The organism is Pseudoalteromonas holothuriae, from assembly GCF_945859825.1.
In the GTDB taxonomy this organism is placed as follows: Bacteria; Pseudomonadota; Gammaproteobacteria; order Enterobacterales; family Alteromonadaceae; genus Pseudoalteromonas; species Pseudoalteromonas holothuriae.
Window position 1 is genome coordinate 197,964 of the sequence record NZ_CAMAPC010000002.1, and the last position, 15,025, is coordinate 212,988.

11 protein-coding genes and 1 other RNA gene are annotated in these 15,025 nt (G+C 40.8%); 8 read left to right on the forward strand and 4 right to left on the reverse strand.

The genetic code is table 11. The features are described 5' to 3' along the window. Positions 1-306: 306 nt before the first annotated feature. Positions 307-1,215, reverse strand: a complete 909-nt coding sequence (locus OCI93_RS03195) for a LysR family transcriptional regulator (protein WP_261593363.1) — start codon at positions 1,213-1,215, stop codon at positions 307-309. Between the two features lie 111 nt (positions 1,216-1,326). On the opposite strand from OCI93_RS03195, the gene OCI93_RS03200 reads away from it, so the two are divergent. Beyond that, the gene (locus OCI93_RS03200) at positions 1,327-1,935 is read left to right on the forward strand and encodes a glutathione S-transferase family protein (protein ID WP_261625767.1); all 609 of its coding nucleotides are present in this window, start codon (positions 1,327-1,329) and stop codon (positions 1,933-1,935) included. Positions 1,936-2,246: 311 nt separating this feature from the next. Further along, positions 2,247-2,558: a hypothetical protein gene (locus OCI93_RS03205; RefSeq protein WP_261625768.1), complete on the forward strand. Its 312-nt coding sequence runs from the start codon at positions 2,247-2,249 to the stop codon at positions 2,556-2,558. 122 nt (positions 2,559-2,680) lie between these two features. Here OCI93_RS03205 and ssrA read toward each other — a convergent pair. Then, positions 2,681-3,037: a transfer-messenger RNA gene (gene ssrA, locus OCI93_RS03210) on the reverse strand. A 247-nt stretch (positions 3,038-3,284) separates the two neighbouring features. On the opposite strand from ssrA, the gene OCI93_RS03215 reads away from it, so the two are divergent. From OCI93_RS03215 to OCI93_RS03235, 5 genes are all read left to right on the forward strand, one after another. Continuing rightward, positions 3,285-4,916: a DUF342 domain-containing protein gene (locus OCI93_RS03215; RefSeq protein ID WP_261593367.1), complete on the forward strand. Its 1,632-nt coding sequence runs from the start codon at positions 3,285-3,287 to the stop codon at positions 4,914-4,916. Between the two features lie 370 nt (positions 4,917-5,286). Then, positions 5,287-7,140: a phosphogluconate dehydratase gene (edd, locus tag OCI93_RS03220; protein ID WP_261593368.1), complete on the forward strand. Its 1,854-nt coding sequence runs from the start codon at positions 5,287-5,289 to the stop codon at positions 7,138-7,140. Between the two features lie 26 nt (positions 7,141-7,166). Next, positions 7,167-7,787: a bifunctional 4-hydroxy-2-oxoglutarate aldolase/2-dehydro-3-deoxy-phosphogluconate aldolase gene (gene eda / locus OCI93_RS03225; protein WP_261593369.1), complete on the forward strand. Its 621-nt coding sequence runs from the start codon at positions 7,167-7,169 to the stop codon at positions 7,785-7,787. 17 nt (positions 7,788-7,804) lie between these two features. Continuing rightward, entirely contained in the window at positions 7,805-8,809 is a 1,005-nt protein-coding gene (gap, locus tag OCI93_RS03230; RefSeq protein ID WP_261593370.1) for a type I glyceraldehyde-3-phosphate dehydrogenase, read from the forward strand. Between the two features lie 170 nt (positions 8,810-8,979). Beyond that, on the forward strand, positions 8,980-11,127 hold the full coding sequence (locus OCI93_RS03235) for a tetratricopeptide repeat protein (protein WP_261625769.1): 2,148 nt from the start codon (positions 8,980-8,982) through the stop codon (positions 11,125-11,127). Positions 11,128-11,183: 56 nt separating this feature from the next. Here the strand turns inward: OCI93_RS03235 and rnt are convergent, their stop codons facing one another. Further along, positions 11,184-11,861: a ribonuclease T gene (gene rnt / locus OCI93_RS03240; protein WP_261625770.1), complete on the reverse strand. Its 678-nt coding sequence runs from the start codon at positions 11,859-11,861 to the stop codon at positions 11,184-11,186. A 167-nt stretch (positions 11,862-12,028) separates the two neighbouring features. Here rnt and OCI93_RS03245 point away from each other — a divergent pair, with 167 nt between their 5' ends. Further along, complete coding sequence (locus tag OCI93_RS03245; RefSeq protein ID WP_261593427.1) at positions 12,029-12,898, forward strand: OmpA family protein; 870 nt, start codon at positions 12,029-12,031, stop codon at positions 12,896-12,898. A gap of 66 nt (positions 12,899-12,964) precedes the next feature. On the opposite strand, the gene mnmC is transcribed toward OCI93_RS03245, so the two are convergent. Then, positions 12,965-14,950 (reverse strand): bifunctional tRNA (5-methylaminomethyl-2-thiouridine)(34)-methyltransferase MnmC2/FAD-dependent 5-carboxymethylaminomethyl-2-thiouridine(34) oxidoreductase MnmC1, encoded by a 1,986-nt coding sequence (gene mnmC / locus OCI93_RS03250; RefSeq protein ID WP_261593373.1) that lies wholly within the window; start codon positions 14,948-14,950, stop codon positions 12,965-12,967. Between the last annotated feature and the right edge of the window lie 75 nt (positions 14,951-15,025).

Genomic DNA, 15,025 nt, shown 5'->3' on the forward strand with positions numbered 1-15,025 from the left:
TTTACTTTGGGTGGAGATCTGTCAGATTTTATATTTGAGCTGTGATAGCGAACAACTCGTAACTTAATTTAGAAATCTAATGAAGTATCTGGTGCTCTTACATTAAAACCAATTGCATTAAATAAATGGCTAAGTAACCAGACAAAAGTTTCGGTATGTCGTTATTCTACATGAGTCATTGAGCTCGTTAGTATGATCAATATTGTAATACAAAATCTGCACTTATTATGTATTGTTTGAGAGCAAAGGTTGCCAGTTTATCATCCTAACGCACGTTATGATCTTGTCGAAATTTACTGAATTTTATTAAAGGCTACACAACTCTTTATTAATCGGACTGTGCCAATAATGTGAGCGCTGGCCAGAGAAGACGTCTGCATAACCTTTTAAATGCTCTATTAAAAAAACCTTAACGGCTGATACTTTAGCTGCTGATTTTAGATCTGAATGATAAAGCAGCCATAGGTTCCAAGTAGAAGGCTTGAGTGGAACGTCTAATCGATAAAGGGGTGGCGAGTTATCGTTATCAACTAAGCCACAAGGTAATTTTGCTAAACCCAGACCACTTCTTACGGCAGTAAAAAGTGGGCCTAGTTGATCAAACTTTGCAACCACTTTGGATGATGGAAAATAGTTTGAGTGCCAGTTGGGGTCAAACTCTAATTGCCATAATAGTAGCCTGTGCTCTTGGGGTAACTGCTGTAAATATGTCGCACTGGCATAAACCCCCCAATGCGAAGGAAATAGCATTTGTCCAACTAAATCACCTTGGGTGGGGGCTGGTGTAAACCTAAGCGCTATATCAGCCTCTCTGGCATATAAGTCTTTGTGCTGAGAACCCATGAGCAAGTTAATTTGGATATTAGGGTATTGAAGGTTAAATTTGTTTAATGCGGGCACCACAAAATTATTAGCCAACTCAGGCGTTAGCGCCAAGTTAACCTCGCCACTAAGCTGTTTATCTCGACCTGCTAGCTTGCGTTCAATATTAAGCTGTTGCTCTTTTAACGAGTTGATATCAGGTAAAACACTCATTCCAGCGGCTGTTAACTGATACCCTTTTGGAATACGCTCAAACAGTTTAACCTTGAATCGTTCTTCAAATGCTTGAATGCGCCGCGCAACCGTAGTGTGGTTGACATTTAAGCGGCGTGCAGCTGCCGATAAACTGCCCGTGTCGCTTAACGCTAAAATGTATTGATAATCGTCTTCCATGTTCATGTGTGCATTATTGCACACCTAAACTGCAAACATTACTAATTTATTTTTGTTATATATATCGTACAGTTACTGCAGTTATAAATTACTTTTAAAGGATAGAACGTTATGTACACCCTATATCATTTTCCAATTAGCTGCTCAAATGTAGTCAAGATTGTACTAGAGTTGATTGATGTTGAGCATCAAGTTTGTATCGTAGATTTATTAAACGCTGAACAAAGGTCGCCTGAATTTTTGGCTTTAAACCCGTCAGGTAAAGTGCCGGTGTTAGTCGAAGGGGATAGGGTAATGACACAAAGCGCAGCCATACTTATTCACTTATCACAGAAGTTTCCTGACGCTAATTTAATGCCAGATTTAGCATCAGAAGAAGGAATGGAAGCATTAAAGTGGTTTGATTTTATCTCGGCAAGCTTACACGGAAACTTTGATAAGGTTATACACTCTGAGCGCATATCAAATGATTCAGATATTGTTAAAGCCAATGCCGAAGAATTAATCTTAAAACAACTGGAACTAGTTGAATCGCGATTGCTTAAAAGTACATTCTTAACTGGTGAACAGCCCTCATTGGCGGACTACTATTTTGCAGTGATACTTGGCTGGAGTAAAATGTTAAGTTTTAACTTGCTTGAACGCTACCCAACATTTGCAGATTTTAAAGTAAAATTAAAAGTGGCCAGTCCGCAGTCAAACTCATTACAGGCACTTTGATTGCAATTGTATTAAATAATATTGTTGAATGTCACCCTGATAAAAGTCAGGGTGACAGAAAAACAGAATCTTAGCTTTAAAATAAGTTGCGATACGGGTAGTTTAAATGGATGCAAGGTACCCAGTTAAAATCATATTGCTTAATGGTGACAATACAGCTTGCGTAGTCGCTTCATATGAACGTTAGCTGTAAGAAGGAAAAGTAAGTTTAAACTTACTTTGAAGTCGGGGGGAGCTGGTGGAAAACTTGAAATATTACCAGATGATAAACAATTGGCTGCACTTTTATAAAATCAAGATAGGTAATTAAAATGGATGAAGAAGATATTAAATTAAACTTTATTAATCGCTCTAATGATTTCAATAATAGCGAAGTGGTGGTATTTCAAAGCCCCGTCGAATGTGATCCTCAAGACGAAGCTAAAATTGATTTAATGGAACAGTTAAAAGAAATATCAAAAACAATATCAGCATTGGAAAAACTACAACCAAAAGTACAAACGGTTATTTCAGAGCAACAAGAGCAAGGTATATATAACCCGTCTATATCTGTTGATGATGATTTTGAGTCAGTTGTAGATATGTTAAACAAGCTACACGAGAACCTAAAAAGTACAATTTAAAAACAAGAAGTAAAAAAGGGGTCAGATTCATTGCTGCATAACTTACTTGTATATTGAAAAATAGACACAAAAAAGCCTGTTAAAGATTACTCTCTAACAGGCTTTTTTATAACACTTTAAAGTGGTGGAGCTGGGGGGATTTGAACCCCCGTCCGGAAAGCGTCTACCTTCGGTACTACATGTTTAGTATCGTCTATTAGTTAACCTTTAAATCTCGGACGAACACGATAAGTAAAGGCGAGGCCGCTTAGTTTTAGCCCTTCAACCCCGGCCAGGGTTTCCGTAGCGATCTTATGTAGGGTGACACTCCAGAACCAGAACCATAAGCATTTCTTGGAGGAGTGCTAGCGGGCTATTAAGCCGCTAGAGAGTAGTTATCGTCGTTTGCGATTACTTTAAATACGGCTTTTTTACGAGGCCAGCCGCACCTCGACATGCACCTTAGGCTTCATGAATCCCGTCGAATCCTAATCAGCCCCTGAATATGTTATTCAGTGAAGTGGCGCCAGTATAGCGTGTTAGTAGGTAATTACTCAAGCGCCTTTTTTAGAAAGTTTTTATATATGAGTTGCTTGGGGGATTATTGTACAAATTGCATTTACAATCGTTTATATTTTGTATGCTAGTATGGTGATATAGTGCTTAACATCTGTCTAGCGTTGTGCTCAAATAGTTGACGTCACGTTGTCAATAACAAAATGGATTTGTTTTTGTAGGAATTAAAAGATGTCGTTGTTTCGTTTTGATAAAGATATGGGAGCAGTATACCTACTGTCTCATCCAGCAGAGTCGGGTTTTCCAGCTAGCGCTTCGCAGTTAGTTGAATTACTTGAGCAATCTGAATATGCCGACTTTGATATTATCCATGCAAATATAGGTAAATTGTTTACCAGTAAAGATGCCGATAACGAAGCGCTTGTTATTGCTATGGCTATCAGCGGTGAAATTTCTATCAAAGTTGATGAAAACAATATGATTGCAACAGCCTCAATAGTGACTGCCCGTGGTGGTAATATTGTGTCTATGGATATAGCGCAAAAAGCATTAAAAGATGCGGGTGTAAAACACGGCATTAACAAAGTGGTGTTAGAGCAATTCTTAGGACAGCAATTCGATCAGCCAGCGGGTGAAGTTTATAGTGGCATTGTTGCACATGGGAGACGTGCTAAAAATGGCAATGATGCCAAATTTGTGCGCATGTGCATGACTGCACAGGACAGGGTGCTTAGCCCACAAGCCAAAGAAGGTGGCAAGGTTGATATGCGTGATTTAGGCGCCATTATTACCGTTAAGCCTGGTGCCCCGCTTATGAAACGTATTCCGCCAACAAAAGGGGAGACTGGTTACACCGTGTTTGGTGACGTATTAGAACCAAAACCTGGTCGTGATTTTGAGATGCAGGTGCTTGAGGGTACTAAGCTCGACCCAAACGATGCCAATATTCTAGTCGCAGATGCGAAGGGTGTACCAGTGGCAGTGCCCAGAGGCATGCGCGTAGATGATGTATTGTGCTACGGCGATGTCGGTGTCAGTACTGGTCACATTGAGTTTGATGGTAGTGTGATTGTCAGTGGTGATGTTAAAGAAGGGATGCGTATTAAAGCGACAGGGGATGTGACAGTAATTGGCTTTGTTGAATGCGCATTTATTGAAAGTGCGGGAACAGTGACTATTTTGCAAGGTGCAATTGGTCGAAAACGAGCAGATAACGATGCATTTTCATGTAGCGTTAAAGCGGTACGTACAGTGTCTTTGGGCTATGCCCAATACAGCCATATTGAAACAGAACAAGACATATTTGTAGAGCGTCAAGCGCTGCATTGCGATTTATCAGCAGGGCGTTTAATTCGTGTCGGGAAAAGTGATAATCCGCGGGGTAAATTAATTGGTGGCAAGGTACTTAATGCACTGCGTATTGAAACTGGAGAGCTAGGCGCTCCATCAGGTACGCGTACACGCATTGCCATTGCGCAAAATTTTCATGAATTAAAGCAAAAGCAACAAGAATTTAAAAGTTTTGAAAAGCGCTTAAGTGATAAAGTCGTAGAACTGACAAGAGCTAAAATGAAAGCGACTAAATCACCACAGTCTACTCAGCGTGATGCATTTTTGAAAAAAATTGAAGCCAGTGAAAAGCAACTTAACATGCACTATAAGCGTAACCAGCATAATTTAAAAATAGTACAACAAAAGCTGGCACGTTTATTACACACCTGTCGTGTTAAGGTTAATGAATTAATGCATCCCGGTATTGAAGTAACGATAGCGAAAGACTCTAAGCAGTTCACACGTATTTACCCACCTCATTCAGTAAAGCTAGACGAGGGCAAGATCACTCAACAATTCACCACAGAGTAAAATATTAATACTTAATATTATCATTTTGGTAAGAGTAAACTTACCCTTACAGTTATAAGTCTATAACTGTCTAAAATTAAAGCTACTTTATCAAAACACCTCTTTTACACTACGACTAAACCTAAAAACTTATCGCTGTTCATTATTTGGTCATCTTGTTTTTTTAAGCTAAATTTAAGAGTAAAGGTTGACACCGGTGTCATGAACATGCGTTAATGCAGTGACACCGGTGTCAGGTTGAGGTGAGAGACAACCTGACAGCGTACCTTTGAACGGGTAAATCAAAATGTGCTCAGTGTAAGTATTGGAGTGGAGTCTTTAATCGCGCTGAGCCTTTTTCCTCTAAACCTATAGAGAATGAGTCGAATATATGTTGCATCCTCAAATTAAAAAAGTCACCGAACGTGTTATTGAGCGTAGTCAAGGAACACGTAAAGCCTATTTAGACCGCATCGAAAAAGCAAAAAAACAAACGCGTGTTAGAGCTGGCCTTGGATGTGGCAACATAGCTCACGTAATGGCGGCATGCTCAAGTGCAGACAAAGAGCGCCTAAAAGCAGATGAGCAGCCTAATTTAGCAATTATCAATTCTTATAACGACATGCTGTCGGCCCACGTACCTTATAAAGAATTTCCAGATTTGATAAAACAAATCGCACAAAAATATGATGCAACAGCACAAGTTGCTGGTGGTGTGCCTGCTATGTGTGATGGCGTAACACAGGGCCGTGATGGCATGGAGTTATCGCTGTTTTCACGTGATGTCATTGCGATGTCTACGGCAGTGGCCTTATCGCATGATGTATTTGATGGTGTTTTTTGCTTGGGTGTATGTGACAAAATTGTCCCAGGGTTATTAATTGGTGCATTATCATTTGGTCACTTACCAGTTTATTTCTTACCTGCGGGACCGATGCAATCGGGTATACCGAATAAAGAGAAAGCGCGCGTACGTCAAAAGTTTGCGCAAGGCTTAGTAAGCCGTGAAGAGCTGTTAGAAGCAGAAAGCGCTTCTTATCACAGTGCCGGTACATGTACTTTCTATGGTACGGCTAATTCAAATCAAATGTTGATGGAAATCATGGGTTTGCATCTGCCAGGTAGCTCTTTCATTAACCCATATACAGAGTTAAGAGATGGCCTAACAGGCAATGCCGTTGAGCAAATGTTAAAGCAGCTAATACAAAGCAAAGATGCGAATTGTTTAGCTGAAGTGGTGAGCGAGAAAACGGTTATTAACGGTTTAGTTGGCTTATTGTCAACGGGTGGTTCGACTAATCATGCTATTCATTTAGTGGCAATGGCTAAAGCCGCAGGCGTACAAATTACATGGAAAGATATGGCAGACTTATCAGAAGTTGTGCCATTGCTTACCCGTATTTACCCTAATGGTTCTGCAGATGTTAATCACTTCCAAGCAGCTGGTGGTATGGGCTTTTTGATGCGAGAGCTTAGAGATTCAGGGTTTTTGCACAATGATGTTAAAACCATTGTAGGTGAAGGGCTAGATGCCTATACCCAAGAGCCTGTATTGGCAGATGATTCGCAAGTGATTATGACCGATAGTTCAGGCCCTAGCAAAGTGAAATGGATACCATGTCCTGAACACTCCCTTGATGAAGAAGTATTACGTCCTGTGAGCAATCCATTTAGTAAACAAGGTGGCTTACAACTACTGACTGGTAACTTAGGCAAAGCAGTTATTAAGGTATCAGCAGTACTTGAGCAGCATCGCGTAGTGAGTGCGCCAGCCAAAGTATTCAGTTCACAAAGTGCTTTACAAGAAGCGTTTGCAAACGGTGAACTGAACCAAGATTTTATCGCAGTGCTTAAAGAGCAAGGCCCCAAAGCTAAAGGAATGCCAGAGCTGCATAAGCTTACTCCAGTGATGGCAACACTACAGGATCAGGGTTTTAAAGTGGCAATTGTAACCGACGGTCGTATGTCAGGGGCGTCTGGTAAAGTCCCTGCGGCTATTCATTTAGCACCAGAGGCGGTTGAGGGCGGCGTGATTGCCAAAATTCAAGAAGGCGACTTAGTGACTTTAGATGCCCCTGCAGGCGTATTAAAAGTACATGTATCTGATGAAGAATTGGCTAAACGCGAGGCACAACTAACGCAACCTGAAATGACATTTGGTACAGGACGTGAGTTGTTTACTGGTTTTAGAAATATAGTGAGTAGTGCAGACTTAGGTGCAAGTGCATTTGGTCTAGAAGAATAATAAGTGCATTGGGAATGAGGAAGGTTATGAGCATAGAAAAGATTTTATCATCGGCACCAGTGGTCCCTGTGGTCGTCATCGACAACTTAGATGATGCGGCTCCATTAGCTCAAGCTTTGTACAATGGTGGCTTAAAAGCATTAGAGATCACTTTGCGTACTCCAGTTGCAGCGCAAGCGGTAAAAATCATGAAAGAGACGGTTCCAGACGCTTATGTTGGTACTGGCACTGTCGTGGATAAAGCAACTTTTGAAGCATCAGTTGCTGCGGGTGCTGATTTTATGGTCAGCCCGGGTGTCAACGATGAATTACTAGCACTGGCAAAAGAGTCTGATATACCATTTTTACCGGGTGCAGCAACACCCAGCGAAGTAATGAAATTATCATCGTATGGTTTTAAGTTTTTAAAGTTTTTCCCAGCAGAAGCGGCAGGCGGAGCAGCGATGCTCAAGTCAATAGGTGGTCCTTTACCACACATCACGTTTTGCCCGACAGGGGGAATAACGCTTGAAAGTGCGCCGAAGTATTTGGCGTTAAATAATGTAATTTGTGTTGGCGGCACTTGGATGTTAGATAAACAGCTAATCGCTAACAAAGACTGGCAAGCCATTGAAGCGCTTGCAAAACAAGCAAGTGAAGTTAAATAATCAAGGGGAATCGCAGCATGATCAACGTCGCAATTAATGGCTATGGCCGCATTGGCCGCAATGTTTTACGAGCGCTTTATGAGTCTGGTCAAAATGAGCAAATTAAAATCGTTGCAATTAACGATTTAGCGCCAGCACATGTTAATTCACACTTAACGCAGTTTGATTCTGTACATGGTCGCTTTAATCAAACGGTTAGCTTGCATGATAATACGTTAGTGGTTGGCAAAGATGAAATTACCTTAACGCAAGAGCGTGACCCTGCAAATTTACCATGGAAAGCGTTGAACGTTGATATTGTTCTTGAATGTACGGGTATTTTTACATCAAGAGAAACAGCTGCAAAGCATATTGAAGCGGGCGCAAAAAAAGTGATTGTGTCAGCACCAGGTACAGATATGGACGCAACCGTTGTTCATGGTGTGAACAGCGAAGTTTTAACTGCACAAAGCCACATTATTTCAAATGCTTCTTGCACTACAAATTGCTTAGCACCGGTTGCAAAAGCATTGCATGATGTAATTGGTATTGAGCAAGGCAGCATGACTACCATACATGCTTACACTAATGATCAAAACCTGTGTGATGTTTATCACAAAGATTTGTATCGTGCACGTAGTGCAACTCAATCCATGATCCCGACTAAAACGGGTGCTGCAAAAGCAGTTGGGTTAGTATTGCCTGAGCTTGCTGGTAAATTGGATGGCATGGCCGTACGTGTACCAACAGTGAACGTTTCGTTGGTTGATTTTACCTTTATAGCTAAGCGCGATACCACGACTGAAGAAGTTAACCAAGTAGTTAAGGCAGCTGCTGAAGGCGCAATGGCAGGTATTCTTGAATACAATGAATTACCGCTTGTATCTATCGACTTTAACCATAACCCAGCGTCATCAGTATTTGACGCAGCGCAGACTAAAGCAAATGGTAAATTAGTTAAAGTAATGGCTTGGTACGATAACGAATGGGGTTTCTCAAACCGTATGATTGACCAAGTTAAAGTATTGGGGCAGTTTTTGTAATTTTCAAAAACGTCCATTATGTGAAAAAGCCGCTTAATAGCGGCTTTTTTGTTTTCATCCAATTAGTATGTTTCTGTTTTCATAATTAAATCAATGCTACTATGTTGATCAAGCTAATGGATATACTTAGCTACAATAATCAGTTTCCTTAACTTCTTATATAAAAAACAATGAAATTATTATTTTATCCCCCTTTTTTTGCCATGTTGTTGGTGATTTTTTTGCTCAGTGGCTGTAAAAGTACATCTCAGTTAAATAACCCCAATGACGAAAAATACAAAATGCGTGTACAGCAATTTGCTGAGCAGCCCAATAAGGTGACATACGAATCCTTATTGCTTAGTTTTGTTAACTCAAGTTATGTGCATTCAATTGGTGATCATGATTTGGTGTATCGTAATACGTTAGCCAGTATTACGAACCAAGAAATTGCGTGTACGGAAGTTGATTGGTTTGCACTAACGCAGCGTAACTTTTTATCTATAAAGCCCCATTTATCTGCGCAGTCTTGCTATCAATCAGCCAATATACAAAGTAAGGCAGAGTTTCATCGTGGTGCAGTTGAATTTCTGTTAGCTGGAATTAAAGCAAGTGGTAATGGGCAACATTATTACTCAGCTTATCAAGTTACAACTTGGGATGATGCGAGTGACTTTATAGAGCTATCAAATTATCAAGTGGTAGATGGGTATGCTAGTTTATCACATCAGAATCAAGCAATTTATTTGGTGTATGTGGTAAATGATATTACGACCGGTCGCCAAAAAGAGATCTACTTTGAAAACAGTAAATTTATTCATGGTGTGCTTGGCTTACAGTATCCTTTTTCAGGTTTGGGTAATCATCTTGAACTATCCGTTATCGATTCATTAGTTGTATCAGATAATATAATCGCGAAAATAGCGAAGGCAGGACACCTCGCTGAGTTAAAAAAATGGCCGCAAGCGATTTCTTTATACCAAAACGTAGCACAGCAAAATAGTGCAGTTGCATTCTACAGGCTCGGTATGCTTTGTTTAACAGGCGAAACAGAGCATGATTTTGACAAGCCATGTGGCGAATATTTTCGTAGCAGCGCCAGTCTTGGTTATATGAATGCTTACGTTGCTTTGACCTACATTTACTTAGAAGGAGCAGGAGTAGTAAAAAGCCCTGACACTGCTTCTGAGTATATTATTTTAGCGCGACAAGGGCTCTCTTTGGGGGATGTTTGGTACAAACTTACCGCAATTGAAAGGACCTTAAATCGTCAAAGGGGACGCTTATTAGACAGTGAGTACCTTCGTAAAGCAATTGATTACGATAGCGCTCCAGCCAAATTTTACCAGTTAATTGAATCTCAAAATATTGAGCAAGAAGTACAGATAGCGCAGCTGAAAAAATTGGCTCAAACTGGTTTTGCACCAGCACAAACAAGCTACGCTAGGATGCTATTAGCAAGTGCCGAGAAAGGTTCAAAAGCTTGGCAGCAAGCTCAGCTATGGCTCGATAAGGCAACAGAGCAATATTATCCTAATGCGTTTTATTTAAAGGGGATCGCTTTACAAAATGGTTTATTTGATAAGCCAGATAAAATAGCGGCATACTTAGCGTTTCAAAAAGCGGCTTTAGTGCATCATGCACAGTCACAATGGAGATTGGGTTATTACCATAGTATTGGTGATGTAGTTGAGCAAGACCATCGTTTGGCGGGCTCTTGGTACTCATTGTGTTCACTAGCTGGAAATAGCAATTGCCTATTTAGCCTAGGAATACACTTTCGTAATGGGTTGGCAATTGAAAAAGACGACCGTGTTGCTTTTAAATATTTTGAACAAGCAGCTCAGAAAGGTCATAAAATGAGTAAATTTTATTTGGCAACTATGTACTTACAAGGCGCTGGAGTAGACAAAAATATAGATAAAGCACAGTCGCTTTATCAGCAAGTATGTGATGAATCAGTTGCTAAGGCGTGTATTAAATTAGCTTTAATTTATCGTAGTGGGGATTTGATTGGTGTGAATAATCAGCGGGCGAATCAGTTGTTTGATAAAGCGTGTCAACTTAAAAACATGGATGCGTGTAACTACCTAGCGCAAGCTTATCAAAGCGGCCTTAGCGTGGGTCAAAACCTTAAACGTGCTATTGAGCTGTATACGCAGGCCTGTGAGTCACGAAAACAAACTGAGAGTTGTTTCAGTTTGGCACAGCTTTATCAGCAGGGCCATGGAGTAAGCAAAAGTATTGATGATGCTAAATATTATTATCAAATTGCGTGTGTGGGATACAATCAACAGGCATGTGAGAACCATAAAAAGTTGCTCGATAAGCGTGATTAGAGAAGCAATCTCTTCACTTTTAAAAGTGAAGAGATTTATAAACGGTGTAGTTTAAGTTAACTTTTCTTAGGTTGCTCAGCTGGGTCGTTATCGATTTGTTCAATTGCAGGCAAAGGCCAGCCGCCCAGAGCTTGCCATCGATTAACAATGAAACAAAATAGCTCAGCGGTACGCTCTGTATCATACAGTGCAGAATGTGCTTGGCTATTATCAAACTCAATTCCCGCTGCTCGACACGCTTTGGCTAATACCGTTTGACCTAACGCTAACCCTGCTAATGAAGTCGTGTCAAAGCTCACAAATGGATGAAAAGGCGTGCGTTTAATATTATTGCGTGTAATAGCTGCATTTAAAAAACCATGATCAAAAGCTGCGTTATGTGCAACAATAACTGAACGAGAACACCCAGCGGCTTTTTGTGCTTTTCTCACCATTTTACAAATATCTTTGATGGCGTCGTCTTCTGCAATGGCACCGCGAAGTGGTGAAAATGGGTCAATTCCATTAAACTCAATAGCTGATTGCTCGATATTAGCACCTTCAAAAGGGGCAATGTGAAAGTGTAGGGTTTGATCTAAACTGAATACGCCTTCATCATCTATTTTTAAAGTGGTAACAGCGATTTCTAACAGGGCGTCAGTATCTTTATTAAAGCCTGCGGTTTCTACGTCGATAACTACAGGAAAGAAGCCTCGAAAACGTTGTGAGTATAGAGTTTGCTCTTGATCTGCCATAATCTTATTAGTTGCTAAATTTGAGCTGCCCATTATACAAGGTGCGTACAAATATGCGAACCAGAGTTTGAGTAAATTAAGGGCCTTCAGGCATAGTTATTGCATTATTTTAGCTGGGGTTGTAACGCCATGACAAATAATTGGCAAAGCGGAGTAGAGCGGTGAGCATAAGGTTTAATATTTTTGGAGTAGCTATATTATTTGCGTTGGTGGGGCAATCTCATGCTGCAATGCGACAGTATAGCGCAGATGCTGATACGTCTCATTGGGAAGTAGATAAAACAGCACAACTATCATGCACCTTAAATCATGAAATCCCCTATTATGGGGAAGCTATATTTAGTGTTATGGCGAGTAAAAATAAAGACCTTACATTTAATCTAGATATGGTAGTTCGGCCAGAAACTTATGATTTTTCTGGTTTACAGTCTGTACCTCCGGTATGGCGTGCGGGAGTGCCCGCCCGCGATATTGGCCGTATGCAACTGCTGAAAAAATTTGATGGTGAACTCGATAATCGCATGTCATGGGAAATGCTAAGTGAGTTAGAAAAAGGGTACTTTCCAACGTTTTATTACAAAGATTGGCAAAATAGCCAAGATAAAATAGCTGTCGCGTTGTCATCTGTTAATTTTCAACAAGCATATTGGGCGTTCTTGCAATGTAGAGACAATTTGTTACCTTACAGCTTTGAAGATATTTCTTTTACTGTGATGAACTATAAAAAGAACTCTAGCGAGTTAACAAAATCATCACGAAAACGCCTAGATATGATTGGGGAGTATCTTAATAATGACCCTAATATTGAAACGATTTATATTGCAGCTTACACCGACAGTCATGGCGGGCGCTGGACTAATATGGAGTTGTCTCGTAAACGTGCTAAAGCGATTAAAGACTATATGACGGGTAAAGGTGTTGAAGCAGATAGGATAGTTACTGAGGGCTTTGGAGAAAAGCGCCACGTTGCACCCAATGACAATGAAATTGGTCGCAATCGCAACCGCCGTGTTGTAATTCAAATATCTCGGCCGTAAATATGATGAGACTATGCTTTAAACTTATAACGCCGCACTTGATGCGGCGTTTGTTTTTGACGAAAGCTATATTTTATTGCGGATCAGGTCCCGCACAATAAAGCGATTTGGATGGATGGCTTGATGTACGCGTTCACTTAATGGTCGCGGTTCGTTGCATAAACTAGAGATCAGGTGCTCAGTTGCTAAGGGTGCCGTGCATAAACCTCTAGCACCAAACCCCGTTACCACATAAAGTCCTTGGTGTGGTTGTTGTAATGGTGTAAAGCCATAATGCTTACCTTTACGTAGGTTGCTATAGGTGGCTATTAAGTCATCTTGTTCAGGTACTTGCCCTAACATGGCGATATGATCGGCAAAACAACAGCGCACCGCAGCTTTTGCTCCAGCGATATTTCCTAAACTCTTGGCAAAATCGCTATTGGCGTAGAATTTATCTAATTGGCTGCGGTTGGTTTGGTTGTCTTGTTCTGTAACTGCGCGACTTTTGGTGTCTTTCTCAAATGTGGCACCCATGCAATGAATTTCTTCATGTGCTGGGGTAAAGTAACCTTTGTGGCAAAGTATGGTTTTAAGTTGTGAAGAAACGCCGCCAGCATGTATGTGAGATACTTGGCCTCGTACACCTTGTAACGGTAAAGACTGAGTTTGTTCAAAACGGTCACTGTGTTCTCCTGCACATACAAACACGTCACTAAATGGTCCAAAAGTGTTTTTTAATGTGTGTAGCATCCAACCATCGGGCGTTTTTTCTAGTCGTTCTATATCAGTATTAAAGTGAACTTGTCCTTGTCTTAAGTGCTCTGCGGCACTGAATATTGCTTGTGTCAGTTGCGCAGGGTCGACCCATCCTGCTTGTTCAATGAACAGTCCCGAATACGGAAGTTTTACACCGGCAATCGTACTTGCTTGTTGTGCGTCAAGTGGTCTAATAAGTGCGTTTGGCCATTGATTTTTTTCGACTAGATTTTGCTGTTGCGCGTATTTTGCCTCATTAAAAGCTTGTAGTAATACACCACACCAATCGTGTTCAAAGCTAAAGCCCTGAGCCGAAATATTTTGATAAAAGCGTGCTGCGTATAAAAAAGTATGTGCGTAGAACTCGCTTGGCGGATTGCAATCAGCTTGTAGATTTGGGTAAACCGCACCTTGGCGATTGTGAGAGGCACCTTTTGCTAAGCCATCATCTTGGCAAAAAAGTGTACTTTCAATGTTGCGTTTACTCAAATGATAAGAGATGCATGCACTGGCAATGCCACCACCGATAATGGCAACATTGTCCATAGCTGAAGGTGTTGTTGTGTAATACGCCGGCGTACTAGCATAGTTATTGGCTTGTTTTAGTGTGCCTATGACCATTTCTCGCTTACGGCCATAGCCTTTAACTTTTTGGCAGTCAAACCCTGCTTGCTGTAGGCCTCGGCGAACAAAGCCAGCTGCAGTAAAAGTGGCAAACGATGCACCGCTGCGGCTGAGGTTTGCCATGGCATCGAAGAGTGACTGTTGCCACATATCTGGATTTTTACTCGGAGCAAAACCGTCTAAGTACCATGCATCTACGATGCCTGATGCTTGACAGCTGATGTTAGGAATGGAGTCATGTACATCACCAAACCATAAATCGAGTGTAATTTGGCCATTCTCAAACTCAAGTCGATGGCAACCGGCCAGTGCAATTGGGTATTGGTCACACAATTGTTGTGTATATTCAGCCAACGTCGGCCATGCATCCAAAGCAGTGACTAAGTCAGCGTGATTAATTGGATACTTTTCAAATGAAATAAAATGTAACCGAGGTAAACTATGCTTTGGTTTGAGCAGCACATATTGTTGCCATGTGTTGAGAAAGTTAAGGCCTGTACCAAACCCGGTTTCAGCGATAACAAACTGCTTTTGCTTATAATTGATCAGACGCGACGCGATTCGATTTTGGCCAAAAAACACGTAGTGAGATTCTGCCAATCCATCATCATTGGAGAAATAAACATCATCGAAGTCATCAGCAACGGGTGTCCCCATATCATTAAAGTGAATTTGTGCGTTTTTAATCATATACAACAACATCAGAGCAAAAATATTTGCTATATTTTACGTGTTTTATTTGCCTAAGTCCGTTGTAATTTTTGC